The 24,958-nt window shown below is 53.0% G+C and carries 21 protein-coding genes; 10 read left to right on the forward strand and 11 right to left on the reverse strand.

Annotation, left to right across the window (positions count from 1 at the left end; genetic code table 11):
* Positions 1 to 6 precede the first annotated feature (6 nt).
* The 5 genes from ACF2G4_RS11350 to ACF2G4_RS11370 form a co-directional block, all read right to left on the reverse strand.
* The gene (locus ACF2G4_RS11350; protein ID WP_215845599.1) at positions 7 to 807 is read right to left on the reverse strand and encodes a transglutaminase family protein; all 801 of its coding nucleotides are present in this window, start codon (positions 805 to 807) and stop codon (positions 7 to 9) included.
* Positions 804 to 1,733: an alpha-E domain-containing protein gene (locus tag ACF2G4_RS11355; RefSeq protein WP_243078953.1), complete on the reverse strand. Its 930-nt coding sequence runs from the start codon at positions 1,731 to 1,733 to the stop codon at positions 804 to 806. Before ACF2G4_RS11355 ends, ACF2G4_RS11350 begins: the two co-directional genes overlap by 4 nt.
* Complete coding sequence (locus tag ACF2G4_RS11360) at positions 1,727 to 3,166, reverse strand: circularly permuted type 2 ATP-grasp protein (protein ID WP_215845598.1); 1,440 nt, start codon at positions 3,164 to 3,166, stop codon at positions 1,727 to 1,729. The genes ACF2G4_RS11355 and ACF2G4_RS11360 overlap by 7 nt, the downstream gene beginning before the upstream one ends.
* Before the next feature lie 231 nt (positions 3,167 to 3,397).
* Entirely contained in the window at positions 3,398 to 4,000 is a 603-nt protein-coding gene (locus ACF2G4_RS11365) for a cupin domain-containing protein (RefSeq protein WP_215845597.1), read from the reverse strand.
* A gap of 113 nt (positions 4,001 to 4,113) precedes the next feature.
* Positions 4,114 to 4,464 carry an endonuclease domain-containing protein gene (locus ACF2G4_RS11370; RefSeq protein WP_409074843.1) on the reverse strand — a complete coding sequence of 117 codons (351 nt, stop codon included), beginning with the start codon at positions 4,462 to 4,464 and terminating at the stop codon, positions 4,114 to 4,116.
* Between the two features lie 911 nt (positions 4,465 to 5,375).
* On the opposite strand from ACF2G4_RS11370, the gene ACF2G4_RS11375 reads away from it, so the two are divergent.
* Positions 5,376 to 5,858 carry a YlaC family protein gene (locus ACF2G4_RS11375; protein WP_215845595.1) on the forward strand — a complete coding sequence of 161 codons (483 nt, stop codon included), beginning with the start codon at positions 5,376 to 5,378 and terminating at the stop codon, positions 5,856 to 5,858.
* Here the strand turns inward: ACF2G4_RS11375 and ACF2G4_RS11380 are convergent.
* The 3 genes from ACF2G4_RS11380 to ACF2G4_RS11390 all read right to left on the reverse strand — a co-directional run bounded on the left by ACF2G4_RS11380 (position 5,855) and on the right by ACF2G4_RS11390 (position 11,869).
* A complete protein-coding gene (locus tag ACF2G4_RS11380) occupies positions 5,855 to 7,258 on the reverse strand; it encodes a PLP-dependent aminotransferase family protein (protein ID WP_409074844.1) in 1,404 nt (467 codons plus the stop codon). The two genes, ACF2G4_RS11375 and ACF2G4_RS11380, sit on opposite strands and share 4 nt — an antisense overlap.
* A 233-nt stretch (positions 7,259 to 7,491) precedes the next feature.
* Complete coding sequence (locus ACF2G4_RS11385) at positions 7,492 to 9,609, reverse strand: putative bifunctional diguanylate cyclase/phosphodiesterase (RefSeq protein ID WP_409074845.1); 2,118 nt, start codon at positions 9,607 to 9,609, stop codon at positions 7,492 to 7,494.
* Positions 9,610 to 9,766: 157 nt separating this feature from the next.
* A complete protein-coding gene (locus ACF2G4_RS11390) occupies positions 9,767 to 11,869 on the reverse strand; it encodes a putative bifunctional diguanylate cyclase/phosphodiesterase (protein ID WP_409074846.1) in 2,103 nt (700 codons plus the stop codon).
* Between the two features lie 536 nt (positions 11,870 to 12,405).
* Here ACF2G4_RS11390 and ACF2G4_RS11395 point away from each other — a divergent pair.
* From ACF2G4_RS11395 to ACF2G4_RS11415, 5 genes are all read left to right on the forward strand, one after another.
* On the forward strand, positions 12,406 to 12,975 hold the full coding sequence (locus ACF2G4_RS11395; protein WP_215845591.1) for a spore coat protein U domain-containing protein: 570 nt from the start codon (positions 12,406 to 12,408) through the stop codon (positions 12,973 to 12,975).
* Between the two features lie 61 nt (positions 12,976 to 13,036).
* Positions 13,037 to 13,519: a spore coat U domain-containing protein gene (locus ACF2G4_RS11400; RefSeq protein ID WP_252515352.1), complete on the forward strand. Its 483-nt coding sequence runs from the start codon at positions 13,037 to 13,039 to the stop codon at positions 13,517 to 13,519.
* Positions 13,520 to 13,543: 24 nt separating this feature from the next.
* On the forward strand, positions 13,544 to 14,242 hold the full coding sequence (locus ACF2G4_RS11405) for a molecular chaperone (protein WP_215845589.1): 699 nt from the start codon (positions 13,544 to 13,546) through the stop codon (positions 14,240 to 14,242).
* 10 nt (positions 14,243 to 14,252) lie between these two features.
* The gene (locus ACF2G4_RS11410) at positions 14,253 to 16,694 is read left to right on the forward strand and encodes a fimbria/pilus outer membrane usher protein (protein WP_409074847.1); all 2,442 of its coding nucleotides are present in this window, start codon (positions 14,253 to 14,255) and stop codon (positions 16,692 to 16,694) included.
* A complete protein-coding gene (locus ACF2G4_RS11415) occupies positions 16,691 to 17,668 on the forward strand; it encodes a spore coat protein U domain-containing protein (RefSeq protein WP_409074848.1) in 978 nt (325 codons plus the stop codon). Before ACF2G4_RS11410 ends, ACF2G4_RS11415 begins: the two co-directional genes overlap by 4 nt.
* Here ACF2G4_RS11415 and ACF2G4_RS11420 read toward each other — a convergent pair.
* From ACF2G4_RS11420 to exbB, 3 genes are all read right to left on the reverse strand, one after another.
* Positions 17,665 to 18,981, reverse strand: a complete 1,317-nt coding sequence (locus ACF2G4_RS11420) for an MFS transporter (protein ID WP_409074849.1) — start codon at positions 18,979 to 18,981, stop codon at positions 17,665 to 17,667. The two genes, ACF2G4_RS11415 and ACF2G4_RS11420, sit on opposite strands and share 4 nt — an antisense overlap.
* Positions 18,982 to 19,235: 254 nt before the next feature.
* A complete protein-coding gene (gene exbD, locus ACF2G4_RS11425) occupies positions 19,236 to 19,658 on the reverse strand; it encodes a TonB system transport protein ExbD (protein WP_215845585.1) in 423 nt (140 codons plus the stop codon).
* Between the two features lie 6 nt (positions 19,659 to 19,664).
* Positions 19,665 to 20,393, reverse strand: coding sequence for a tol-pal system-associated acyl-CoA thioesterase (gene exbB, locus ACF2G4_RS11430; RefSeq protein WP_215848216.1), 729 nt, complete (start codon positions 20,391 to 20,393; stop codon positions 19,665 to 19,667).
* Positions 20,394 to 20,751: 358 nt separating this feature from the next.
* On the opposite strand from exbB, the gene ACF2G4_RS11435 reads away from it, so the two are divergent.
* From ACF2G4_RS11435 to metC, 4 genes are all read left to right on the forward strand, one after another.
* Entirely contained in the window at positions 20,752 to 21,729 is a 978-nt protein-coding gene (locus ACF2G4_RS11435; RefSeq protein ID WP_215845584.1) for a TRAP transporter substrate-binding protein, read from the forward strand.
* A gap of 49 nt (positions 21,730 to 21,778) precedes the next feature.
* Complete coding sequence (locus ACF2G4_RS11440; protein WP_215845583.1) at positions 21,779 to 22,285, forward strand: TRAP transporter small permease; 507 nt, start codon at positions 21,779 to 21,781, stop codon at positions 22,283 to 22,285.
* A 13-nt stretch (positions 22,286 to 22,298) separates the two neighbouring features.
* Complete coding sequence (locus ACF2G4_RS11445; protein WP_215845582.1) at positions 22,299 to 23,585, forward strand: TRAP transporter large permease; 1,287 nt, start codon at positions 22,299 to 22,301, stop codon at positions 23,583 to 23,585.
* A gap of 132 nt (positions 23,586 to 23,717) precedes the next feature.
* Positions 23,718 to 24,908, forward strand: coding sequence for a cystathionine beta-lyase (gene metC, locus ACF2G4_RS11450; protein WP_409074850.1), 1,191 nt, complete (start codon positions 23,718 to 23,720; stop codon positions 24,906 to 24,908).
* Positions 24,909 to 24,958: the final 50 nt, after the last annotated feature.

A 24,958-nucleotide genomic window follows, 5' to 3' on the forward strand; every position in this document is an offset into this window, starting at 1 on the left:
AAAGGTTTATTGCTGCGGAATTATTTTTTGCACCGCAGCGATTGCCAGCATATCTTCACCGCCGCCGCCTAAACGCATTCCGCGTACCGGGCAGGCATCCAGATAATCCACGCCAACCGCCAACCGTAAATGCTGGCGCGTGCTGCGGGTATTATTGGTGATATCAAAGCTGTGCCAATTGCCATCCAGCCAGGCTTCAACCCAAGCGTGAGTAGCGACGTGTTCAACATTGTCAGTATAAAGGTAGCCGCTGACATAGCGAGCGGGGATGCCCAGCGTACGGCAACAGGCGAGAAACACATGACTGTGGTCCTGGCATACGCCTGAACCGGCAGCAAAAACTTTTGCTGCTGCATCCGTAACCTGCGTACTGCCTGGCCGATAGGGCATTTTCAACAGTAATGCATCCATCAACTTTTCCAGGCTGGCGATCGGCGCTTCGGGCCGCCAGTAGCGCAAGGCAAAGTCCATGATGGCACCGTCTGGCTGAGTCAGTGGCGTGGCACGCAGAAAAATCAGCGGTGATAAAGCGCAATCGGGATCGGCTGCCATTTCGCCGCCGTCAAGAATCTCCACTTCACCCCGCGCGGCAATCTCCAGCTTTTGATGGGGCGTATCCAGCGTTAAAACGTGCATCACGTTACCGTAGGCATCTCGCGTGCGCGTTGCCTCGCAGGGCAAGATCAATTCCCATGAGATGATCTGTTGATGCACAGAGTCTTGCGGCGTCAGGCGCAGATACTGGGTGCTGAGTTTTACCTGTTGCTCGTAGGCATACCAGGTTTTGTGCTCAATGTTCAGTCTCATTTCGCCTCCAGATAGGTTTGATTGATGCTTTCAGCCAGTTCGTTGCAGCTGTCCAGAAAGGTGTTCAGCCAGTTTTGCAGGCCATTTCGCGTCAGGCTTTCCCAGGTACTGAAGCGCAGCTGCGCCAGCAGCACGGTAATCAAATAGCGTGGACGATCTTCCCCACTGCTACCGATCATTTCCAGTTGGTTAGCGATCTCTTCAATACAAGAGTGCAGCGATCGTGGGCTTTCACTGCGCAGGATCAGCATCTCATTGACGTTGTCTGGAAACAGCTGCTCTTTAAAGATCGCGTTGTAGGCTTCACGCGCAGACACCGCACGCAATAGATTGTCGAGACAATAGTATTCGCGCACCGAATCAGGATCTTGTTCCAGCAGTTGCTGATTCACACTCAATAACCTTGCCGTACCTTCACTGCGCTCTAGCAAAGTGCCGATGCGGATAAAGCACATGGCATCACCGCGCAATAAAGTGCCGAACATCGCACCACGAAACAGATGTGAGCGCTCTTTTACCCAATCAAAAAAAGTGTCTGCGCCTGCGCTGGTTAATCCGCGCTGACGGATTTTACGCATCTCTATCCACGTCGAGTTTATGCTTTCCCATACTTCTGAAGAGAGGCTCCCGCGCACGGCATGTGCATTGTTCCACGCCGACTGCCAACAGTTGAAGATGCTGCTGGGATTGCGATCGTCAAGCGCAAAGAAGTGAAACAGCTGCGCCATGGTGAAGTGTCCGTTCAGCGTTTCGAACAGCTGATTGGTCCCGGTAAAATTCAGCGGCAGCATGAGCTCGTTGTCGTGACTGCCGCGCACGGGCATCAGCGACAGCCGGTTGGTGACATCTAATACGCGGGCGAGTTGTTCTGCGCGTTCCAGGTAGCGCGCCATCCAATAGAGACCGCTGGCTGTACGACTTAGCATGATGCGTCATCCTCCAGAACCCAGGTATCTTTGGTGCCGCCGCCCTGAGACGAGTTCACCACCAACGAGCCTTCCGTCAACGCAACGCGCGTTAAGCCGCCTGGCACCAAGCGGATCTCAGCCCCGCACAAGGCAAAAGGACGGAGATCGATATGGCGTGGAGCCAGACCGTTTTCGATAAATGTGGGACACGTCGAAAGCGCCAGCGTGTTCTGCGCGATGTAGTTATCGGGCCGCGCCTGTAATCGCGCCCGAAAATCGCTGAGCGCTTGCTGGCTGGCAACCGGGCCGATCAACATGCCGTAGCCGCCGGCGCCATGCACCTCTTTCACCACCATTTCATGCAGATTCGCCAGCACATAGGAGAGATCTTTCGGCTTGCGGCATTGCCATGTCGGCACGTTATTCAGGATCGGATCTTCATCAAGATAGAAGCGGATCATGTCTGGCACATAAGGGTAGATCGATTTATCGTCGGCCACGCCGGTACCAATGGCATTCGCCAGCACCACGTTGCCAGCACGATAGACCGATAACAAGCCCGGCACACCAAGCATTGAGTCGGGGCGGAAGGCCAGCGGATCGAGGTATGCATCATCAACCCGCCGATAAATCACATCCACTTTGCAGGGTCCGGCGGTGGTTCGCATCATTACTGCGCCATCTTTAACGAACAAGTCAGCGCTTTCCACCAGTTCAACACCCATCTGTTGGGCAAGGAAACTGTGTTCAAAATAGGCGCTGTTAAAGCGGCCCGGCGTCAATACCACCACCACCGGATCGTTGACTGGCGAGCTTTCACGCAGGGTTTGCAGCAGATGTGAAGGATAACGTTCGACCGGCGCGATGTGCTGCTCGGCAAACAGTTCCGGGTAGAGCCGCATCATCATCTTGCGGTTTTCCAGCATATAGGAAACGCCGGAAGGCGTGCGCAGGTTATCTTCCAGTACGTAATATTCACCATCGCTGTTACGCACCATGTCTACGCCAACAATGTGTGCATAGATATCACGATGCAGATCGACGCCATGCATGCAGGGCTGATATTGATCGTTCACCATCACCTGCTCCGCCGGGATGATGCCCGCTTTCAGGATGTGCTGCTGATGATAGATGTCATGAAGGAAAGCGTTGAGCGCCTGAACGCGCTGGCGAATACCGCGATCCAGCATCGCCCATTCCTGAGCAGGAATAATGCGCGGTACGCTGTCGAAAGGAATTAAACGTTCCGCTCCGCCATCGTCGCCATAGACGTTAAAGGTAATCCCCACCCGATGAAACAAAAGTTCCGCTTCCTGGCGCTTGCGTGCAATCGCCTCTTTGTCCGCGTTTTGTAACCACTTCCAGTAAGTTTGATAATGTGCGCGGTACTGACCATCGCCCATTAACATCTCATCATAGAAATGTGGTGCTATCTGGTAGCTATCTTTCATGAATTACCCGGCGCTTGTCAGAGAAGATAAAACAGAGATTGCACAAAGTGTGCCAGGGCTTGGGCAGGTGTTTTTAGCGTGTGACCGTGTTCACCTCTCTGGCTGTTTCGCTCACGCCTGGCAGAGAAAGAGACCGACATCAGCAACGTTGGCGTTGTTATGCGGCAGCGTCGTCTTTCTCTGCTTAGCCTGTGAGCACCGGGCTAGGGGAAATCAGGCTCAAAATGCACTTTATTGGTGCGATGTCAGATTGGCTACAGGTGCCCAAATCTCTGTCATTGCGCCCGCTTTACCCGTAAAAGGATCGCGGGTTGGCATGGGTACCTGTTTTATCTGTACCAGCGAATGTTGGAGTTTGTCCGGCTCGTCACGCAGCGTTTCGGGTGACATTCCTTCAGGATAGGCGCCGACGGCGATAAAATCGTCGCTGGCATGAATTTGTTTATGCCCAACACCTGCCGGAATTAATACCGCATCCCCAGCCCGCAGCGTCACCATGCGGCCGCTGTCACCGCCAAACAACACTTCTGCCCAGCCTTCCGCTACGCCAAGAAGCTCATGCGTGTTTGGGTGATAATGGGTATAGGGAAAAATAGGATAGCGCCACGCTGGTGGCCAACCATGCTGTGCAAAGGTTTTTTCAAACCACGCAGCTTTGTCTTCCTGGTCATCCGGCACCACGCGCGGCCAGATAATCAGCGGCAAGGGATTGTTCGGCACACCGCCCGATGGCGTCGATAACATCAGATGCTGAGGATTATCAGACGCGCCAGCTGAGAACGTACCCGCAGCGAAGGACATCAGTAACATCAGACTGGAAATTTTAGCAGTCATACAGGTTCTCCTTTTTTGTTTAAGTGTGGCAAATTCCGGGGGTAACGCAATGTGCTCTGCCCGACAGAATTAACATAATTACCTGAATTAACTAACTAAACCCAAATTTGTTGTTAACAGTTTTGTGACTTCCTGGTGAATGCGTTTATGACCGCTGTGATCACTGCTTCTGGTTGCTTTAGTACGTCATGATTCCAGAAGCGCAGCACGTGCCAGCCGAGATAGCTGAGGTAATGTGTGCATTGTGTGTCGTAACGATGCGCGTCGGCATGCTGCGAACCGTCGAGCTCGATCACCAAATGTTGTTCAAGGCAGGCGAAGTCCACAATGTAAGGGGCGATAAGATGTTGTCGCCTAAAACGCTGGCCGAGACACTGTTTATGGCGCAAATAACGCCAGAGTAAACGTTCGGCATCGGTTGCGTTTCGTCGTAATTCACGGCTGCGTTCAATTCCATGGCGCATAGGGGTTCCTCTTTTTGCGCAGCATGAGTGAGAACAGTATTGGATGAAAGTGAGGTGAGTAGAATTCTGGAGCCGGCTCGAGGATTTTGATGAGTGAGGGCGAGGTCGTTTGTCCCCCACCTCAGTCCTCCCTCATAAATGGGGGAGGAAGATGCTGCAACATGCGAATTCGGTGACGGCATGCGGCAGCGTCTCCTTCCCCCGTCAAAACGGGGGAAGGCCGGGATGGGGGGCAGCGCGCAGAGGAGGTCGTTTGTCCTCCACCTCCATCCTCCCCCATAAAGGGGGGAGGAAGATGCTGCAACATGCGAATTCGGTGACAACATGCGGCAGCGTCTCCTTCCCCCGTCAAAACGGGGGAAGGCCGGGATGGGGGGCAGCGCGCAGAAGAGATAGTTTATCCCCCTCCTCGGCTTTTTAGTGCGAGGTCGTTTGTCCCCCACCTCGGTCCTCCCCCATAAATGGGGGAGGAAGATGCTGCAACCTGCGAATTCGGTGACAGCATGCGGCAGCGTCTCCTTCCCCCGTCAAAACGGGGGAAGGCCGGGATGGGGGGCAGCGCGCAGAGGAGGTCGTTTGTCCCCCACCTCAGTCCTCCCCCATAAATGGGGGAGGAAGATGCTGCAACATGCGAATTCGGTGACGGCATGCGGCAGCGTCTCCTTCCCCCGTCAAAACGGGGGAAGGCCGGGATGGGGGGCAGCGCGCAGAGGAGATCGTTTGTCCCCCACCTCGGTCCTCCCCATAAATGGAAGAGGACGATGCTGCAACCTGCGAATTCGGTGACAACATGCGGCTGCGCGCACCTTACCCATCTCACCAAACTGTTATATAAAAACCGTACAAATCTGTGTCTGCTTACCTTGACTGTTATCTGTTTAAATCATCAACAGATGAAAGTGAGGTGAACGATGGAAAACATTAAACAAATCCTGATCGACGAGATTGCCACGCTTAACCGCGAAGAACGCCGCGACAATTTGCCGCGCTTTAGCTTGTCATTTTTGAGAAAGCATCCCGGCCTTTGGGCGGTGATGTATTTGTGCTACGGCCTGTGCGTGGCGTTAATCTTCACCACTGATATGCTCGGCTGGCCCGCGTTTTGGTTCGCAACCGCATTCGTGCTGGTGATGAGCTTTCTGATGTTAATGGACATCAATCCCAAGTACCGCTTTGAAGATATCGATGCGCTGGATCTGCGTGTTTGCTACAACGGCGAATGGTATTACGTACAACCCGTACGCGAGCAAGCGGTGTCGCGCATCTTGTCACTGCCGGAAACACCGGAGCGCGTAAAAATGGGTATTCAGCGTTTGCTGAACCAGAAAGGTGAAGTGGATTTTTACGATATTTACTATCTGACATGGGGCCATCAGGAAGCGGCGCGCGTTTAGCTTTGCGCCATTTCTGCCATTATCCTGCCTAACGTTTCCATTGCCGCCTCGGCCCGCGTATCCCACGGCCAGGCGGTATTCAGCCTGAAACAGTGATTAAATTGATCGCCCGTCGCAAAGAGCTGGCCCGGCGCAATGCTGATACCTGCAGCCAAAGCTTGCTGATAAAGCACTATGGTATTAATGGTTTCTGGTAGCGTCACCCAGAGAAAATAGCCGCCTGACGCTTCAGTCACCGTTGATCTGGCCGGTAACACTTTCAATAAACTTTGGCGCGCCATCTGCTGTCGCTTCGCCAAAATCTGCCGTAAGCGCTTTAAATGCACGTCATAACGACGCGTGGCCAGGAAATCTGCCAGCGCCAGCTGCATCGGTGCACTGGTAGAGAGAGTGCTCATTAACTGTAAACGCTGAATGCGTTGCGCATGCTTTCCTGCCGCTACCCACCCCACACGAAAACCCGCCACCAGCGATTTTGAAAATGAGCCGCAGTGCAAAACATTTCCCTGACGATCCCACGCTTTAGCGGGTAACGGCGGCGTGGTGCCGTTCCAAAGCTCTGAATAGACATCATCTTCAATCATGGGAACCTGATGCTGCGCCAGCAGCTCAACCAGCTGTTGTTTGCGCTCCGGCGTTAAGGTCACGCCAAGCGGATTTTGCAACGTGGTCATTAACCAGCACGCTTTTACCGGCCAGCGCTGAAGCGTCTCTTCAAGCTGAACTAAATCAATACCGTGGGTGGGATCGCTGGGGATCGCCAACGCTTTGAGTTTCAGCCGCTCAATCGCCTGTAGCGCCCCATAAAAACTGGGTTGCTCAATCACGACATAATCACCGGGTTCTGTCAGTGATTGCAGGCTGAGATTCAGCGCTTCCAGCGCGCCGCTGGTAATGACGATTTCATCCGGCGACAACATAATGCCCTGACGCGCATAGCGTTGCGCCAGCAGCTGACGCAAGGTGGCATTGCCGGGAGGTAAATTGTGCAGCGCATCGGAGGCGGTGAGTTGGTGCGAAACATTTGCCAGCGAGCGCATTAACTGACGTTGGGGGAACAGCGCCGGATCGGGAAAAGCGGAACCAAACGGCACAATGCTGGGATCACGCGTGGCCTGCAATACATCAAACACAAAGTCGTTGATATCGACCTTTTCACTGATCGCCACGCTTAACGGTTTTACGGCTAACGCGCGTGGTGCTACGTAGTAACCCGATTGCGGCCGTGAAACAATCCAGCCCTGACTCTCCAGCAATTCATAAGCATGCAGCACCGTCATTAAACTCAATCCTTGCTGCGCGACCTGCTGGCGCAAGGAGGGTAATTTCGTGCCTGGCGGCCAGATTCCCGCCTCGATCTGCTGCTGAACGTCATCCATTAATCGTTGGTATTTTGCCACGCGGTTTTACTCCTTTTTCACGCCGTGACTTTAGCATGTACAAGAGATAATCACCGAAAACAGCCCTTCACTTTTTGTAGATTTAATGCGATTAACTCTTTATAAGCATTCACTATTCAAAGCTGACGTTCATTTTTCTATTCCGCTACTGCTTATACACCGTGATTATCCAGCGTTGCTGCCTGATAAACAAAAAGGCCACATTCTCATGTGGCCTTTTTCACGTTGCTTGCTCAGGTAAGAGATGAGTTAACTGTATGCAGTTCTGTCTTTAATTCATTCTCTTGTGTGCCAACAAAATTATCCAGTTCACTGATCCGTTCAGGTGGAATAGGTTTGCCCAGCAAATAACCTTGCAATGTGTTGCAGCCCAGGCCGGTCAGAAAAGCCTGCTGTTCGGCAGTTTCCACCCCTTCGGCGACAACTTTCAGTTGCAACGACTGCGCCAGCGCCACAATCGCCGAGACGATGGTGGCGTCTTCAGAGTGATGCTGTAACTCATTCACAAACGCGCGATCAATTTTGAGTTCGCTTGCCGGTAAACGTTTCAGGTACAGCAAGCTGGAATAGCCAGTACCAAAGTCATCAATAGAAGCCTTCACACCCAACTTGGTCAACTCAGTGAGGATACGCACGCTTTCATCGGGATCGCGCATGGCCGTGGTTTCCGTCACTTCTAGCGTCAACAGCTCTGGCGGAATCTCATGCTTCGCCAGCGCCTCCGTCACCGTTTCCACCAAATTACTCTGCTCGAATTGCAGCGACGATAAATTTACCGCAACTGACCAATGGGGATGTCCTTGCAGATGCCATTGGCGCAGCTGACGGCAGGCTTCGTTAATCACCCAATTACCGATGCTCACGATCATGCCGGTCTTTTCCGCCATCGGCAGGAAATGGTCTGGCGTCAGTAATCCGCGCGCTGGATGTTCCCAGCGCAGCAGCGCTTCGAAGCCAAGAATCGGGCCGCGCGGCGCGCAATATTTTGGTTGGTAAAACAGGCGCAGTTCGTTGTTATCCAGCGCGTGCCACAGATCGTTGTTCAGCTGGAGTTGACTTTGCGCCTGCATATTCATCGATGGCTGGAAGAAGGTGTAACCGTTGCGGCCATTATTTTTCGTGTGATACATCGCGGCGTCAGCGTTGAACATCAGCTCGCGCTCATCAACGCCATCACCCGGATAAACAGCGATACCGATACTCAGCGACACCACCAGCTCATAGCGCGAAATGTCGAACGGACGATCCACCGCTTTAACCAGATTGTCTGCAACCGCCGCGGCATCGTTGGGATCGTTGATCTCAATCAGCAATACAAACTCATCGCCGCCGAGCCGCGCCAGGGTGTAATAGCCTTCCATCTGCTGGCTCATACGCTCGGTCACACCAATCAATAAATTATCACCGATATGGTGGCCAAAAGCGTCGTTCACCGCTTTGAAGCCATCCAGATCCATGAACATCAGCGCGAAATGGGTACGTTCGCGGTTGGCCTTGTTGATCGCCTGCTCCAGACGATCTTCCAGCAGAATACGGTTAGGTAAACGCGTCAGGTTATCGTGCAATGCCAACTGTGCCAGCTCGCGGTTCGCCTCAGCCAGTGAACTGGCGAGGATTGAAGTGCGTGCCTGCATACGTGCATCCAGCATTGATACCAGCAACGTGATACCGAGGATAGCTATCGTGACAACCGTGACCAGAATCGCCAGCCAGTTACTGTTAACCCCCTCCTGCGTCGGGTGTCCATGCAAAGGAAATTTGGCTGCCATCATCCCGGTATAATGCATTCCCGCGATGGCAAATCCCATTACCACCGAGGCGCCCAATCGTAATACCGTCACGCGGTTGGATGTGCCTTCGCGCAGGTTAAATGCCAGCCACAGCGCAGCGCCTGAAGCGACCAGCGCAATCACTATCGAAACGGCCACCCAGCCCCAGTTCCAGACAATGCCGGGTGAAAACATCAATGCTGCCATGCCGGTGTAATGCATTGCTGCCACGCCAGTGCCCATAATCAGCGCGCCGCCTATCAAACGCTGCATCGGCAACTCACCCTGGCAAACCAACCAGAGCGCAAAAATTGATGCGCAGACGGCAATCGCCGCTGAAATCGCGGTAAAGGTTGGGCTGTAGCTCATCACCATGTCCATGCTCATCGAAAGCATACCAATGAAGTGCATCGCCCAAATACCGATACCCATGGAAAAACCCCCGCCAAGCAGCCAAATAATCGCTGCTTTGCCGGTTGAAGTCGCCACGCGCCCCGCCATGTCTAATGCGGTGAACGAGGCGAGCATCGCCACCAAAATTGAAACAATGACGATAAAAGAGTCGTATGAAGTCACTAACATACTGAGTTCCCGGAGAAAGCCGTGCGAGCAGCTGTGGTGTTAATTATGAGAAACGGATCGCGCACTGTTTTGTTGTACAAGTTATCGGCAATGCTAAACACTTAATTAGCTCTCCACGATGAAAGGTTCCGATGCCTGTGAAAGTTAAAATCAATCGTCAGGCATCGGTTAACGGCATTAAGCGCTCGGTGCGCAACGCGGAGAAAGAGGCGATCGTCATAAATTCACTCACATATTCAGCGGGTGTCGGTTTACCCAGTAAATAACCTTGCAGCGCATCAAAGCCCAAACCGGTCAGTAAACGCTGCTGTTCTTCTGTCTCCACGCCTTCAGCCACCATGCTTAAGTTCAGACTCTGCGCCAGCGTTAACATTGCGCTGACCACTGTCGCATCTTCGCTGTCTGCACGTAGACAGTTGATAAAGCTGCGGTCAATTTTAAGTTCACTGGCCTCAAGATGTTTGAGATGCAGCAGATTGGCGTAGCCGATACCGAAATTATCGATGGCAATTTTGACCCCCAACTGCTGTAACTCACGGATGCGCAGCTGACTAAACAGCGGATCGCGCATGGCAATGGTTTCGGTAATTTCCAGCATCAATGCACCGCTGGGTAACTGATGATGCGACAAGGCCTGCGCCAGAGTGTTGAGCAAATCGCGCTGATGAAATTGCAGTGCTGACAGGTTAACTGATACGGTCCAACGGCTGTTGCCTTCTTTATGCCACTGCTTGAGTTGACGGCAGGCTTCGTTGATTACCCAATTACCCAACGCTACGATTTGCCCGGTTTTCTCGGCTCGCGGTAGGAAAAGATCGGGCATCAGCAAGCCGCGTGTAGGATGTTGCCAGCGCAGAAGCGCCTCAAAACCGATCAGCTCGCTGCCGCTGGAACGGAACTTTGGCTGATAAAATAGCCGCATCTCTTGGCGATCAATGGCTTGCCATAAATCGTTCGCCAGTTCCAGTTGATGTTGCGCAGAGGTACTCATCGCCGCTTCAAACAGGCTCCAGCCATTACGCCCATTGTGTTTGGTGTGGTACATCGCGGAGTCGGCGTTGAACATCAGCTCTTGCTTGTTGCGCCCGTGCAGCGGGAAAAGCGCGATGCCCAGGCTCAGCGAGACATGCAGCGAGTAGCGATCTAACTCAAACGGTGCCTCAATCATTTTTACCAGCTTCTGCGCCAGCGCGATGGCACGCTTTTCATCGCCATCGTCAAACATCAGTACGAATTCGTCGCCACCTAATCGAGCCAACAGCATCTGGTCGGTCAATGCATCCTGCAAACGAGCAGCAACCGCAATCAGTAAGTGATCGCCAACGTGATGTCCCCATGTGTCATTGATCGCTTTGAAGCCATCGAGATCCATGTACATCACCGTAAATCCGCTGTCATCCAGCGTCGCCTTTTTGATGGCGTTCTGCAGTCGCTGCTCAAGCATGACGCGGTTGGGCAGTGCCGTGAGATTGTCATGCATCGCCAGTTGGCGAAGTTCGAGATTGGCACGGTTGAGTTTGGCGGTAAGACGCGCGGCGTGCAGTTGCGCATCCAACATGGAAATCAACAACGTTATGCCAAGGATGGTAAGCGTAATCATAGTTACCCACACCGCTAAACCTTGATCGCTAACGCCATGGCTGTGCATGCTGCTGGCCTGATCAAATTCTGCCGCCGCCATACCAACATAGTGCATCCCCGCAATGGCTATACCCATCACCAACGAGGCGAGTCCGCGCATTAATAACAGGTTTTTCTCGCCTTGACGCAAATGAAAAGCCAGCCACAGCGCGACGCCTGACGCCACAAAAGCAATCAAAACTGAGAGCGCAACCAGCGCAAGTTTCCAGTGCGGTGTAGGCGCGATCAACAACGCATTCATGCCAAGGTAGTGCATAACCACTACGCCTGCGCCAAGAATTAGGCTGCCATATAACAGACGGCGGCGCGTCAAGTGATGCTCGTTGACAGTTTGGTTAAAAGCCCATATTGATGCGGCGATCGCTACCGCCAGCGATATTGCGGTCAGTCGCACGTCATAGCGCATGGTCATCGGCATCATCATCGCTAACATGCCAATGAAGTGCATCGCCCAGATACCAATGCCCATCGCGGTGCCGCTGATCACCAGCCATAAGCGCGCCAGCCAGCCACGAGAAACCGCTACGCGTCCCGCCGTATCCAGAGCAGTAAAAGAGGCAATAAAAGCGACGATCAGCGAAACGCAGATCAAAACGCCATCCCAGGTGACCAGCAGCATGTGCAACTCCTCACCACCTGCGATAAGCAGGTGCTGTGTGTGTCTTAAACAGTCAATCTAAAAACACCGTAAAGGTGAAAGTAACGTGGCCCGATGCATTTAAACGCATTAAGGCCAGATTTTGCTGTCCTTCGATTTTTAGGACTTTTTATCTCAATCTCGTAACATCTTTCTTAAAAGCGTAATCAGGTCTGATTGATGTATGAACATATCACTGAAGCTAACAGGACGGTAGAGGGCTAAATGGTATTGAGTTTAGTTTTATTCGCTGTCCGCAATCCCTTGTGATTATTGGGTTATCGGCGAACAGAACGAATAGATTAATGAAAAAATGGCGCGAAGTTTCCCTGTTACAGTTTTGCTGATCTATAGTAAGTAAAACTGATATAAATCATTTAGCTCATGTCTAAGGCTTTTCTTAGCCTGACGGCACATAAAAGAATAATTAGTGTCGATTTTGCGTTACTTTTTGGATGAATAATTAATTAAAACCAGGCGAAAAAGCACTGACCTTGGATAATCAGTAAGGAATGATTATGAAACTCAAGCTTTTTCTCTTCGCTGCTGCGGCAATGACCACGGCAATTCCGTCGTTAACATTTGCTGCCACCACCACAGGGACCATCAACGCGACGCTGACCTTAACCGCCGGTTGTTTAGTGAATGGTCAGTCGGCCACCACGGGCGTTAACTTTGGTACGTTAGATTTCGGTAGTAGCGCAGCAACCTTTGAAACGCTGAATGCCACGCTGGTCGGTTCAGCGGGTAACGGTATTTTTGTGCGCTGTACTGTAGACCAACCCTTTAATGTTCAGGTGACCAGCAGCAATGCCGCGCCAGGAACGGTATATGGAACGGTTTCAGCTGCACCGCGCTATCTGCTGCTTGGCACCGATAATACCCAAGGTATCGCTTACACTCTGTACAGCGACGCCGCCTTCAGTACCGCCATCGCTAACAACACCGACATTACGCCCAGCGGCACTACCGATCCGACACTCGGCACTAACTTTGCCATTTATGGACGGGTGGTTGGCGGTGGCTTTAATCCGGTTATTCCCGCAGGTACTTACACCGATACAATTAATGTGGCTGTGAATTACTGAGCCGTGTTTTGAGTATTTTCAGGTGGAAGTAAAGCGGTCATTCATTGCGATCGCATGGAGTTTGCTGCTATTGCTGTGGAGTACAGGTGCGTGGAGTATCACCACCAGTTCAACGACCTTTCAGGTCTCCGCTTCAATAGTGGCAGGCTGCGTCATTTCCGGTACCAATACCGGTGTATTCGGCACGCTTAATTTTGGTACGCAATCTGGCGTAGCGACTAATAGCGTGAGCGCCAGCTATGTTCAAAGCTCCACTATCAACCTCGCCTGCACGCCGGGTACAACGCTAAGCATGACCCTCAACGGCGGCAGTCATTACACCTCCACCCGCAATCTGAAACTCGCCAGCAATACAAATACTGTGCCCTATTACCTCTACACCAATGCGGCGCATACCAATGCTATTCCGGTAGGGCAAGCTGTGCCGCTGAGCTATAGCAATGCCAACAACATAACGTTACCGATTTACGGCTTGCTGCAATTACCCGGCCCGACGCGCGCCGGGGTTTATACCGACACCCTCACCGTCACGTTGACCTGGTGAGGCAAAGTACTAAGGAGCTTTATCATGAGATTACTGCGCGCCCTATTTTTTCTCCTCACACTGGTGCTGCTCCCTCACGCACAGGCGGCCAACTCAGTGATGATTTGGCCGATCGATCCAGCGATTAATCCCGAGGATAAAGCCAGCGAACTGTGGCTGGAAAATCGCGGTAATACCACCACGCTGATGCAGGTTCGTATCTTTGCCTGGCAACAAACCGATAATAAGGAACAGTATCAAACCCAGCAGCAGGTGGCTGCCAGCCCACCGCTGGTGCGCATTGAACCTGGTCAGAAACAGCTGGTACGTTTGATAAAACAGATACCGCCTGCAGCGGGCAAAGAAATGGCGTACCGCGTGGTATTAGATGAAATTCCGACGCCGCATTCCGCTGGAGATAATCAGGCAGGATTGAATTTTCAAATGCGCTATTCAGTGCCGCTGTTTGTTTATGGCGATGGCGTGAACCGCGACAACACACATCCAGACCTAAGCTGGCAAGTGGTGAACAGCGGAGGCGAGCGCTACCTGCAATTAACCAATCGCGGCAACGGTCATGCACGGCTCAGCAATCTCAACATCGGTGGACGTAAATTAGGTAACGGCTTGTTTGGTTATGTGCTGGCGAACAGCAGCAATCGCTGGCCGCTTAAAAGTGCCGTCAGCGGCGTACTGACTGCAGAAATGAATAAGGGTCAGTGGCGCAGCACTGAAAGCCGTTAAGTGCGCAACCATGCATTTTAAGCCGCATCCTCTTACGCTGGCTATGGCTGGCCTGTTCTGCCTGACACCCGGTTTGCTCCGGGCGGAGACGTTTTCGTCGCTGCCGCCGCCGCCGACCTTAAACACCAGCGCCAGCGGTCAGCAATATATGCTCGAGCTGGTCGTGAATCAGCGAGAACGTGGCGACATCGTGCCCGTTGAACAGCGTGACGGCCATTTCTACGTGCGTGCAGGCGATTTACAGCGTGCGGGGCTGCCTGCCGAAAAGTTTCAGGGGCAGCAGCAGGTAGACGTGAACCAGCTGGCGGAAGTGAAAGTAGAATATGACGATCGCCGCCAACGCCTGTTACTCAGCGTACCGCCAGCCTGGCTTCCCGGCCAGACGATTGGCGAAGCGCGCAATGGCCCGCGCTATCCTGGCCAGGTCAGTAGCGGTGCGCTGCTGAATTACGACCTCTATGCAACGCGTACCGACACAACCGGCACCCGCCTCTCCGCCTGGAATGAGCTGCGATTCTTTGGCAGCGCCGGGCAATTCTCCAGTAATGGCGTCTGGCAACAGCAGATCGAGGGCAGCAACAGCTATCAAGATGATGGCTATATCCGCTACGACACCTGGTGGAGCAATGAAAATGAAAACGCCATCGTGAGTTGGCGGGCGGGTGATTTAGTCACAGATGCGCTGGCGTGGAGCAGCAGTGTGCGGCTTGGCGGGGTGCAGATTGGCCGCGATTTCAGCGTACGTCCAGACCTGATCACCTATCCGCTGCCCGCTTTTTCTGGGCAGGCTGCAGTGCCGTCCACCGTCGATCTGTTTGTGAATGGTTCTCGCTCCAGCCAGGCCAATGTACAGCCTGGCCCGTGGTCATTGACCAACGTGCCGTTTGTGAATGGTGCAGGTGATGCGGTGATCACCACCACCGATGCGGTAGGTCGTCAGGTGATCACCACCCTGCCGTTTTATGTCTCCAGCAACCTCTTGAAATCGGGTTTGTCGGATTACTCCTTTTCGGCGGGTGCGGTGCGTGAAAACTACGGTATCAGTAATTTCGATTACGGCGCAGCGGCGGCAAGTGGATCGTATCGTTACGGATTAACTGACTGGTTGACGCTGGAAAGCCACGCAGAAGGCAGCGATAACCTGGCGATGGGCGGCGTAGGTGCACAGTTCAAGGTGCGCAGTTGGGGTGTAGTAAACGGGGCGGTGGCGCAAAGTCAGTTTCAGGGCAAACCCGGCACGCAATACAGTTGGGGTTATCAATACAACAACAGCTGGTTTAGCCTCGGCACGCAGCACACGATACGTAATGCCGACTTTGGTAATTTGGCGCTGCTGAGCAACCAAAGTAACACCACCAATCAAATCAGTTACAGCCTGGCGCGTCGGACGTCGCAGTACAACGCCAGCCTTTCGCTAAACCGCTATGGCAGCCTCGGCGCGGCTTACATCGATATCGCCAGTGGTGACAATGAACGCACGCGCTTATGGAACCTTTCGTGGAGCAAAACGCTGTGGGGCAACTCAAGCCTCTACGTTTCTGCCAGCCGCGATCAGGAACAAGGTGAATGGAGCGGTGCGGTGTCGCTAATTATTCCGTTCGGTGAACATGGCAGCGCCTCAGTGAGCATGGAGCGCGATCAGCAAGGGCAGAATAATCAGCGCGTTTATCTGTCACGCGCCATGCCCAGCGACGGCGGCATGTCGTGGGATGCGTCCTGGGCGAACCAGGGCGGTAACAGCGGTGATTACCGCCAGGGGAGTCTGCGCTATCGCAATAACAAAATTGATACCTCAGCCGGTTTCTATGGCGACAATGACAACACCACGCAATGGGCTGATTTAAGCGGTTCGCTGGTGTTAATGGACAACCAAATGTTTGCCGCCAATACCATTAATGATGCATTTGTGGTGGTGAAAACCAACATCCCCGACGTCAACGTGCGTTACGAGAATCAATCAATGGGCCGCACCGATAAAAAAGGCTATCTGCTGGTGCCGTCGATCAGCAGTTATTATCCGGCCAAATATGATATCGACACCCTGGATTTGCCTGCCGACATGACCACGCCAAAGGTTGAACAGCGCTTTGCCGTGAAACGTCAGAGCGGTTTTCTGCTCGATTTCCCTGTTGAGCGGTTACGTGCCGCCAGCGTGATTCTGCATGACAGTGACGGAAATCCACTGCCCGTTTCCAGTCAGGTTTTACGCCCAGGTCAGGCCACCGGTTATGTCGGTTTTGACGGCATCGCCTGGATAGATGAATTAACCAGCACCAATAAAATTCGTGTCGAAACCCCGGATGGCCGCAGTTGCCAAACCGAACTCTTGATTCCCGAAGGGCAGCCGCAAGCGCTGAAAACCTATGGCCCGCTAACCTGCCGATTACCTCCCGCGCCGGCTGGCACGCCGGTGGCCAACCCTGACAATGCGACCTCAGGAATTATTCCATGAAAAAAATAGTGTTACTGCTGGGATTGCTGCTGATACTGCCTTCGCTGGCGCAGGCTGCGTGCGGCCTTCCCGCCTCGAACGCCAGCTTTGGTACCGTCACCACCTTTGCCGCCAATACCACGGTCAGTTCAACCTCAACCAACGCCAATGTTAACTGTGGCGCAGGTGCAGGCTTGTCGCTGCTCGGCGGAAATCAGATCACGTTTCGATTAACCGGGGCAACCAATGTGAACGGCACGCGCGGCACGCTGAAGCGCAGTGGTGATACCGGTACAGATAATATTCCGGTGCGATTGTGTACCGACAGCGCCTGTGCCAATGAGCTGGTTATTGGTGGCGCGGCCTACGTTTATAACTCCACAACGTTGCTGAATCTGGCTGGATTGCTCGGTAGCCTGAACTTCGCAATCCCGGTCTATCTGCGCTCGGTTGCCGGACAAACGGTGGCAGCCGGAACCTATACGGTGACATTGAATATGGCGGTGACCTATAACATCTGCACCAGCGTCAACCTGCTGGGAATTTGCCTGTCGCCGCAAACCGGCAGCGGCGTCATTCCCATCACTGTCACCGTCATTCTCACTAACGACTGCACTGCAATTACCGCGCCCAATGTCAGCTTTGGCAGCGCGCCGCTGGTCGGCAGCTTTTCTGCCGTATCGCAGACCATTAATGTGCTCTGCAGCAAAGGCAGCACTTACACGGTTGGATTGAGTAATGGCAGCTACGCAGCGGGAAACGTGAGGAATATGGCCAACGGCACCAATCGTCTGAGCTACGAGATTTATAAAGGCACCACCAGCAATCGCTGGGGGCCGAGCGGCACGGAGCGCTGGAGCAGCAGCACGTCAACCAGCGTAACCGCTGATGGATTAACGCGCGGCTTTAACTATACCGCGCGCGTCTTAACCAGCCAGAACACGCCGCCAGCAGGAAATTACACTGACAGCGTGGTCGTCGATCTCACTTTCTAAGCGTTGATGGGCGCGCCGCTATGGCGCGCCTGATACTGTTTTACCATCCGGCCAATCAGCAACGTGCCAACCAAGCCGCATATTGCCGCAAAGGTGAGCCAGATGCCCGGCATCGCTTTATCGCCAGTGGCATGAATCAAATAGCTGGAGATTGCTGGCGTAAAGCCACCAAACAGCGCTGTTGCAAGACTGTAGGCCAGTGAAAAGCCCGCTGCACGGACTTCAGCAGGCATGATTTCAGCCAGATAAACCACCATCGCACCGTTATAGCTGGCGTACAGGAACGAGAGCCACAGTTCCGCTTCTAACAAATGGGCGAAGCTGGCCGATCCCACCAGCCAGTGCAGTACCGGCCAGGTGGTAACGATCATCAGCAGGGTAAAAATAATCATCAGCGGACGACGCCCTACACGATCCGACAGCGCGCCCATCAGCGGCAGCCAAATCAGGTTGGAAATCCCGACGAACAGCGTCACCAGAAAGCTCTGCTTATCGCTCATCATCAACACGGTTTTGCCAAAAGTGGGGGTGAAGGCGGTAATCATGTAGAACATCACAGTGGTGGTCACTACCATCAACATACCGGCTAACACCAGCGCCCAATTACTGGCGACCGAACGCATGATTTCCTTCATGCTCGGATGGTGTTTACGCTGGCTAAAGGCTTCGGTTTCTTCCAGCGTGCGACGAATATAAAACAGAAACGGCACAATCAAACAGCCAACCACGAAGGGAATGCGCCAGCCCCATTCGGTGACCGCCTCTTTTGCTAACAGATGATTAAGCAGTAAACCCAGCAGCGCCGCAAAAATCACCGCGACCTGTTGGCTACCCGATTGCCAACTGACAAAAAAGCCTTTACGCCCTTTTGGCGCAACTTCAGCCAGATAAACCGATACACCGCCTAACTCAACGCCCGCCGAGAAGCCCTGCAACAGCCGCCCCAGCAAGATCAGAATCGGCGCCGCCGCGCCTAATGTGGCGTAGCCGGGCACCAGCGCAATGGTCAGCGTACCGATCGCCATTAGACCCAACGTCAGCAGCAGTCCTTTACGCCGTCCATGATGGTCGATGTAAGCACCTAAAATGATCGCGCCCAGCGGACGCATCAGGAATCCCGCGCCGAAGGTCATTAGCGTCAGCATCAATGAGGCAAAAGGGTTGTCGCCGGGAAAAAAGGTTTTGGCAATGGCGCTGGCGTAATAGCCAAACACCATGAAATCGTACATTTCGAGAAAGTTACCGCTGGTAACGCTAAAGATAGTTTTGGCTGTGCCTCGCGACGACTTTTGTAAAGATTGACTGCGGCTCATAACGGCTTCCTGAGGTTTTTTTTCAGTTTTACCCCGCGAACCGCGCGAATGATGTGAGCAGCCTCACCATTTCACTTTACAAAACTATGTGCAAAAGTAACAAATAATCAACATATCAGCACCAAGAGGATAACCACCTTCACAGGCGCTGATTTTTTACTGTTTATGCTGTAAGCCTTTTACCTGAAACAAAAAAGGCAGCTGAATCTGCATTCAGCTGCCTTTCTGTTTAAAAAGCGTCGTTGAGAGGAACGTTACTTCTGTACCGTTTCCATCCCCATCAAACCAATCTTGAGATAACCTGCGGTTCGCAATTTATCCATCACGCCCATCAGGGTTTCGTAATCGACCGATTTATCCGCCTGGAAGAAAATCGTGGTTTCTTTATTGCCTTCCGTTTGGTTATTCAACACGTTGACCAGCGTCTCGGCATTGACCTGCTCGTTACCGATATATAACTGCTTATCGGCCTTGATCGAGAGGTAAACCGGTTTCTCAGGACGTGGCTGCGGCGTACTGGTGGAAGCAGGCAGATTAACGCGTACATCTACGGTCGCCAGCGGCGCTGCCACCATAAAGATGATGAGCAGAACTAACATCACGTCGATAAACGGCGTTACGTTGATTTCATGCATTTCGCCATCAGTGTCGAGGTCGTCGTTTAATCGCATTGCCATGAGAACTTATCCTAAACGCAGTTTTTGCGCTGTCGCAGGACGCGCTGCTTCAGGTTGAGAAGCGACGTTACCCAGATCGATGTCACGGCTTTGCAGCAGCAAAACCTGCGCAGCAACGTCGCCCAGCGACGCTTTGTAGCTGGCGATCATGCGAGCGAAAACGTTGTAGATCACCACCGCAGGAATCGCTGCGATCAGGCCAATTGCCGTTGCCAGTAACGCTTCTGCGATGCCCGGCGCAACCACAGCCAGGTTAGTGGTCTGGGTTTTAGCGATGCCGATAAAGCTGTTCATGATGCCCCAAACAGTGCCGAACAACCCGATAAAAGGCGAGACCGAACCGATGGTAGCCAGAAAACCATTACCGCGACCGGCGTGACGGCTAAAGGCCGCAACACGGCGCTCAAGGCGGAAGCTGGTACGATCTTTAATGCCGTTGGTGTCTTCAGCACCGGCAGAAAGCTCAAGCTCGTTACGCGCATCGTTCAGCAGTACAGCGCTGTGGCTGTTGTCGGTGAACTGCTGGGCAGCACGTGTGGCGTCATTGAGGTTGCGGGCTTCGCCCAGCGCTAATTGTTCGCGTTTCAGGCGTCGTTTGGCCGATGTCAGTTCAGCAAATTTGCCGAAAAAGAGGGCCCACGTCACGACTGAAGCCAACAACAGGCCAATCATCACCACTTTTACCACGATATCGGCATGTTGATACATGCCCCAAACGGAGAGGTCCGTTTGCATCAAATCACTGGCTACCACGCTGCTTCTCCAACTCATGTGCACGGATACGGAACAAGCGCGAATAATAGCAAAAAACCAGCGAATTGATAGTAGTTCTCATTACTATTTACAAACCAAAGATGCGTTTTTTAAACGCAATCTGATTGGATCCTCGACAATTTATAAGGATGTTTTGAAATTGTGACGGTGCATATAAATTTATTAAAACATCGTTTCAAAATGTGATCTTATTCATCCAATCGTTATTGCTTTGTTTCGCCGTACCACATTTTCATGAATGCTGATGCCAAGCGGCCACCCTGCTGGCTAATACCTATGCGCCGTTCCTTTACTGCCCTTCCCATGCTGGAGAAAAAGAATGACAACGATGAAAACACGCCTTGCTGTGCCCCTTTCTGCCGCAGCGATATTATTCAGCGCTGCGGCTTCGGCACAGGTATTGAAGGTGGCGGAAGTTCAACCCGCCGGTTATCCAACGGTAGTGGCGCTGCAAAGCATGGGCGAGAAGCTCAAAACAGCAACCAACGGCCGGCTGGAGATGAAAATCTATGCGGGCGGCGTTCTCGGCGATGAAGATCAAGCGCTGCAGCAGGTTCAACTGGGTGCGATCGATATGATCCGCGTGTCGCTGGCACCCGTGACCACCATCGCACCAGAAACCAGCGTGTTAACGCTGCCCTATATTTTCCGCGATGTCGATCATATGCACAAAGTACTGGATGGCGATGTGGGCAAAGAGATCGTCGAGAAGTTCGATCAGGATCCCAATACCCGCATGGTGTTTCTCGGCTGGACCGATGCCGGTGAGCGTAACATGATCACTAAAAAGCCGCTGGCGAAACCAGAAGACCTAAAAGGCATGAAGATCCGTGTGCAAAATAGTGCGATTTCGCTCGCAACGTTGAAAGCGATGGGCGCAAATCCGGTGGCAATGGGCGTGAGTGAAGTCTTTAGTGCGATGCAAACCGGTGTGGTTGATGGCACGGAGAACAACCCACCGACGTTTGTCGCCCACAACTACATGCCGGTCGCCAAGTACTACACGCTGAGTGGACACTTTATTCAACCCGAGATGATCCTGTTTTCAAAACGCGCCTGGGATCGCATGAAGCCTGAAGATCAGGTGCTGCTGAAGAAGCTCGGTAAAGAGGCGCAGGATGAAGAGCGCCAACTTTGGGCCACCTACACCGACCAGTCGATCGCCAAGATGAAAGCGGGCGGTGTGACCTTCCAGCAAACCAATCGGGACTATTTTGTTAAAGCGACTCAACCGGTACGCGATCAGTTTGGCGGCAAATACCAGAGTCTGATGACGCAGATCGCCGACGTGAAATAACCCTTCCCGCGCCACATTGCCATGTGGCGTGCTCAATCAGGTATCAATTATGACTGCATATTCTCGTCTGATGGATGGGGTTTATCTGCTGTGCATGCTGATCGCCGCGGTCGCGCTATTGATTATGGTGACGGTGATTCCGATCGGGATTTTTGCCCGCTACGTGATGAACGGCGCGCTGGCCTGGCCAGAACCGGTGGCCATCATCTGTATGATCATTTTTACCTTTATCGGCGCGCCGGTTGGACTGCGAGCGGGTACACATATTTGCGTGTCGATGGTCACCGATCGCCTGTCACCAAATACGCAACGCCTGATGCTGCGCGTCTGTGATCTGTTGATGATTATCACCTGTCTGGTGATCTTCCAGGCCAGCTACAACCTGTGTGAAGCGATGTGGATTCAGCCGCTCGCCTCGCTGCCGCTGGTGACCTACGGCGAGATGTATTTACCGATACCGATTGGCGCCATCTTTACCCTGCTGTTTGTTGTTGAGCGGTTGCTGAATGGCGACCAAAGTCAGCGACCCATAGTTACTTTGGGCGGCACCCACTAACAGGAGCAGAAAAATGGACGCACTGATTTTGATTGGCAGTTTGCTGGTGCTGCTGATGCTGGGTTTTCCGGTGGCGTTTGCTGTCGGCCTGAGCGCCTTTATTGGCGCCTGGTGGATTGATCTGCCGCTAGAAGCGGTGGTGATTCAAATTACCAACGGCATCAACAAGTTTTCCCTGCTGACTATTCCGTTCTTCATTCTGGCCGGCGCGATCATGGCTGAAGGCGGCATTGCGCGACGGCTGGTGAATTTTGCCTATATCTTCGTCGGCTTCATTCGCGGCGGCTTGTCGCTGGTGAATATTGTCGCCTCAACTTTCTTTGGTGCAATCTCAGGTTCCTCGGTGGCGGATACCGCCTCGATTGGTTCAGTGATGATTCCGCAGATGGAAGAGAAAGGCTATCCGCGTGATTTCGCCGCCGCCGTGACCGCCAGCGGTTCGGTGCAGGCGGTGTTAACACCGCCGAGCCACAACTCGGTGATTTATTCGCTGGCAACGGGCGGCATGGTCACCATTTCATCTCTGTTTGTGGCGGGTATTTTACCAGGATTGATGCTGGGCGGCTGTTTGATGGTGATGTGCCTCGGCTTTGCGCGGAAACGTGGTTATCCAAAAGGTGAGCGAATTCCGTTTCGTCAGGCGCTGAAGATTTTCTTCGATGCATTTTGGGGCTTGTTTACCGTCATCATCATTATGGGCGGGATTCTCTCTGGCATATTCACCGCCTCTGAATCAGCAGCCATTGCTTGTGTCTGGGCGTTCTTCGTCACCATGTTCATCTATCGCGATTTTAAATGGAATCAGCTGCATATTCTGCTGTTTCGCACCATCAAAACCGTGACCATTGTAATGGTGCTGATCGCGTTTGCCGCTGGGTTTGGTGCGATAATGACCTTTATGCAGTTGCCAACCCTCATCACCGAAGCCTTTACCAGTTTTTCCAGTAATAAGTACGTGATCCTGATGTGCATCAACGTGCTGCTGTTAGTGGTTGGCACACTGATGGATATGGCACCGCTGATTCTTATTCTGACACCGGTGCTGCTGCCAGTGGCAACCGCGTTAGGCATCGATCCGGTGCATTTTGGTATGATCATGCTAACCAACCTTGGCATTGGTTTGATTACACCGCCGGTAGGGACGGTTTTATTCGTTGCCAGCGCGGTGAGTAAACAGAAGATTGAGCAAGTTGTCGGGGCGATGCTGCCGTTCTACGGCATGCTGTTTATTGTCTTGATGCTGATAACCTATATTCCGGCCATTTCGCTCTGGTTACCCCGAATAATGGGTGTGATGTAGCAGGGAAAAAAACGGGCTGAACAGGCCCGTTTTTTACTGCGCCGTGCTCTGATAATCATTATTCAGAGTCAACCCTGCCACCGGTTTCATGTTAACGTGAAGCCTTTGTTGGAAGCGGCAAGGTAGAGAAAAATGACCACCAAAAAGATTGATACCACGCTCGTTAGCGCAGGACGCAGCAAGCGTTATACCCAAGGCTCGGTAAACAGCGTCATTCAACGTGCTTCTTCATTAGTTTTTGACACCGTAGCGGAAAAAAAACAGGCCACCGCAGGGCGCGCCAAAGGCGAACTTTTTTATGGTCGTCGCGGCACGCTGACGCATTTCGCGCTGCAAGACGCGATGACAGAACTGGAAGGCGCCGCAGGCTGCGTGCTTTATCCTTGTGGTGCAGCAGCCGTGTCGAACGCGATTTTGGCGTTTGTTGAAGCTGGCGATCATATTTTGATGAGCGGCGCGGTGTATGAGCCGACCCAAGACTTCTGCGATAAAATTCTAAGCAAACTTCAGGTTTCCACCACCTATTTTGATCACTGCATTGGCAGCGAAATCGGCGCGTTAGTGCAGCCGAATACCCGCGTGGTGTTTCTTGAATCTCCCGCCTCAATCACCTTAGAAGTGCAGGATGTACCCGCCATCGTGGCGGCAGTACGCGCTAAAGCCCCTGACGCGATTATCATGATTGATAACACCTGGGCCGCAGGCATCTTGTTTAACGCACTGGCGCACGGCGTAGATATTTCTATTCAGGCAGGCACCAAGTATTTAATTGGTCACAGCGACGCGATGATCGGCACCGCAGTGGCTAACGCGCGCTGCTGGGATCAACTGCGTGAAAATTCCTATTTGATGGGCCAGATGGTCGATGCCGACACCGCTTATATGGCGAGCCGGGGTTTACGCACGCTGGGCACTCGTCTGCGTCAGCATGAAGAGAGCGGCATGCAGGTTGCTGAATGGTTGGCGGCGCGCCCTGAAGTGGCACGCGTTAATCATCCGGCGTTGCCACAGTGTAAAGGCCATGAATTTTGGCAACGTGACTTCACCGGCAGCAGCGGGCTGTTTTCGTTCGTGCTGAAAGAAAAATTAAGCCACGAGCAGCTGGCGCACTATCTCGATCATTTTCATCACTTCAGCATGGCGTACTCGTGGGGCGGCTATGAATCGCTGATTCTGGCGAACCAGCCAGAAGAGCTGGCCGCTATTCGCCCGGCGGGTGGCGTTGATTTCGACGGCACGCTGGTGCGTCTGCATATTGGTTTAGAACATGTCGATGATTTGCTTGCCGACCTTGCGGCGGGCTTTGCGCGTCTGGCGCGCTAACGAATATCAACAAAACGTAAACCGTGCGACGGCAACCCGCAGAGATCAAC

It is taken from the genome of Pantoea phytostimulans, assembly GCF_046118715.1.
In the GTDB taxonomy this organism is placed as follows: domain Bacteria; phylum Pseudomonadota; class Gammaproteobacteria; order Enterobacterales; family Enterobacteriaceae; genus Pantoea; species Pantoea phytostimulans.

Bases quoted from the DNA above. Each gene is read 5' to 3' on its own strand.
- ACF2G4_RS11350 (WP_215845599.1), bottom strand. From the start codon at position 807: ATGAGACTGAACATTGAGCACAAAACCTGGTATGCCTACGAGCAACAG.
- ACF2G4_RS11355 (WP_243078953.1), bottom strand. From the start codon at position 1,733: ATGCTAAGTCGTACAGCCAGCGGTCTCTATTGGATGGCGCGCTACCTG.
- ACF2G4_RS11360 (WP_215845598.1), bottom strand. From the start codon at position 3,166: ATGAAAGATAGCTACCAGATAGCACCACATTTCTATGATGAGATGTTA.
- ACF2G4_RS11365 (WP_215845597.1), bottom strand. From the start codon at position 4,000: ATGACTGCTAAAATTTCCAGTCTGATGTTACTGATGTCCTTCGCTGCG.
- ACF2G4_RS11370 (WP_409074843.1), bottom strand. From the start codon at position 4,464: ATGCGCCATGGAATTGAACGCAGCCGTGAATTACGACGAAACGCAACC.
- ACF2G4_RS11375 (WP_215845595.1), top strand. From the start codon at position 5,376: ATGGAAAACATTAAACAAATCCTGATCGACGAGATTGCCACGCTTAAC.
- ACF2G4_RS11385 (WP_409074845.1), bottom strand. From the start codon at position 9,609: ATGTTAGTGACTTCATACGACTCTTTTATCGTCATTGTTTCAATTTTG.
- ACF2G4_RS11390 (WP_409074846.1), bottom strand. From the start codon at position 11,869: ATGCTGCTGGTCACCTGGGATGGCGTTTTGATCTGCGTTTCGCTGATC.
- ACF2G4_RS11395 (WP_215845591.1), top strand. From the start codon at position 12,406: ATGAAACTCAAGCTTTTTCTCTTCGCTGCTGCGGCAATGACCACGGCA.
- ACF2G4_RS11405 (WP_215845589.1), top strand. From the start codon at position 13,544: ATGAGATTACTGCGCGCCCTATTTTTTCTCCTCACACTGGTGCTGCTC.
- ACF2G4_RS11410 (WP_409074847.1), top strand. From the start codon at position 14,253: ATGCATTTTAAGCCGCATCCTCTTACGCTGGCTATGGCTGGCCTGTTC.
- ACF2G4_RS11415 (WP_409074848.1), top strand. From the start codon at position 16,691: ATGAAAAAAATAGTGTTACTGCTGGGATTGCTGCTGATACTGCCTTCG.
- ACF2G4_RS11420 (WP_409074849.1), bottom strand. From the start codon at position 18,981: ATGAGCCGCAGTCAATCTTTACAAAAGTCGTCGCGAGGCACAGCCAAA.
- exbD (WP_215845585.1), bottom strand. From the start codon at position 19,658: ATGGCAATGCGATTAAACGACGACCTCGACACTGATGGCGAAATGCAT.
- exbB (WP_215848216.1), bottom strand. From the start codon at position 20,393: ATGCAAACGGACCTCTCCGTTTGGGGCATGTATCAACATGCCGATATC.
- ACF2G4_RS11435 (WP_215845584.1), top strand. From the start codon at position 20,752: ATGACAACGATGAAAACACGCCTTGCTGTGCCCCTTTCTGCCGCAGCG.
- ACF2G4_RS11440 (WP_215845583.1), top strand. From the start codon at position 21,779: ATGACTGCATATTCTCGTCTGATGGATGGGGTTTATCTGCTGTGCATG.
- ACF2G4_RS11445 (WP_215845582.1), top strand. From the start codon at position 22,299: ATGGACGCACTGATTTTGATTGGCAGTTTGCTGGTGCTGCTGATGCTG.
- metC (WP_409074850.1), top strand. From the start codon at position 23,718: ATGACCACCAAAAAGATTGATACCACGCTCGTTAGCGCAGGACGCAGC.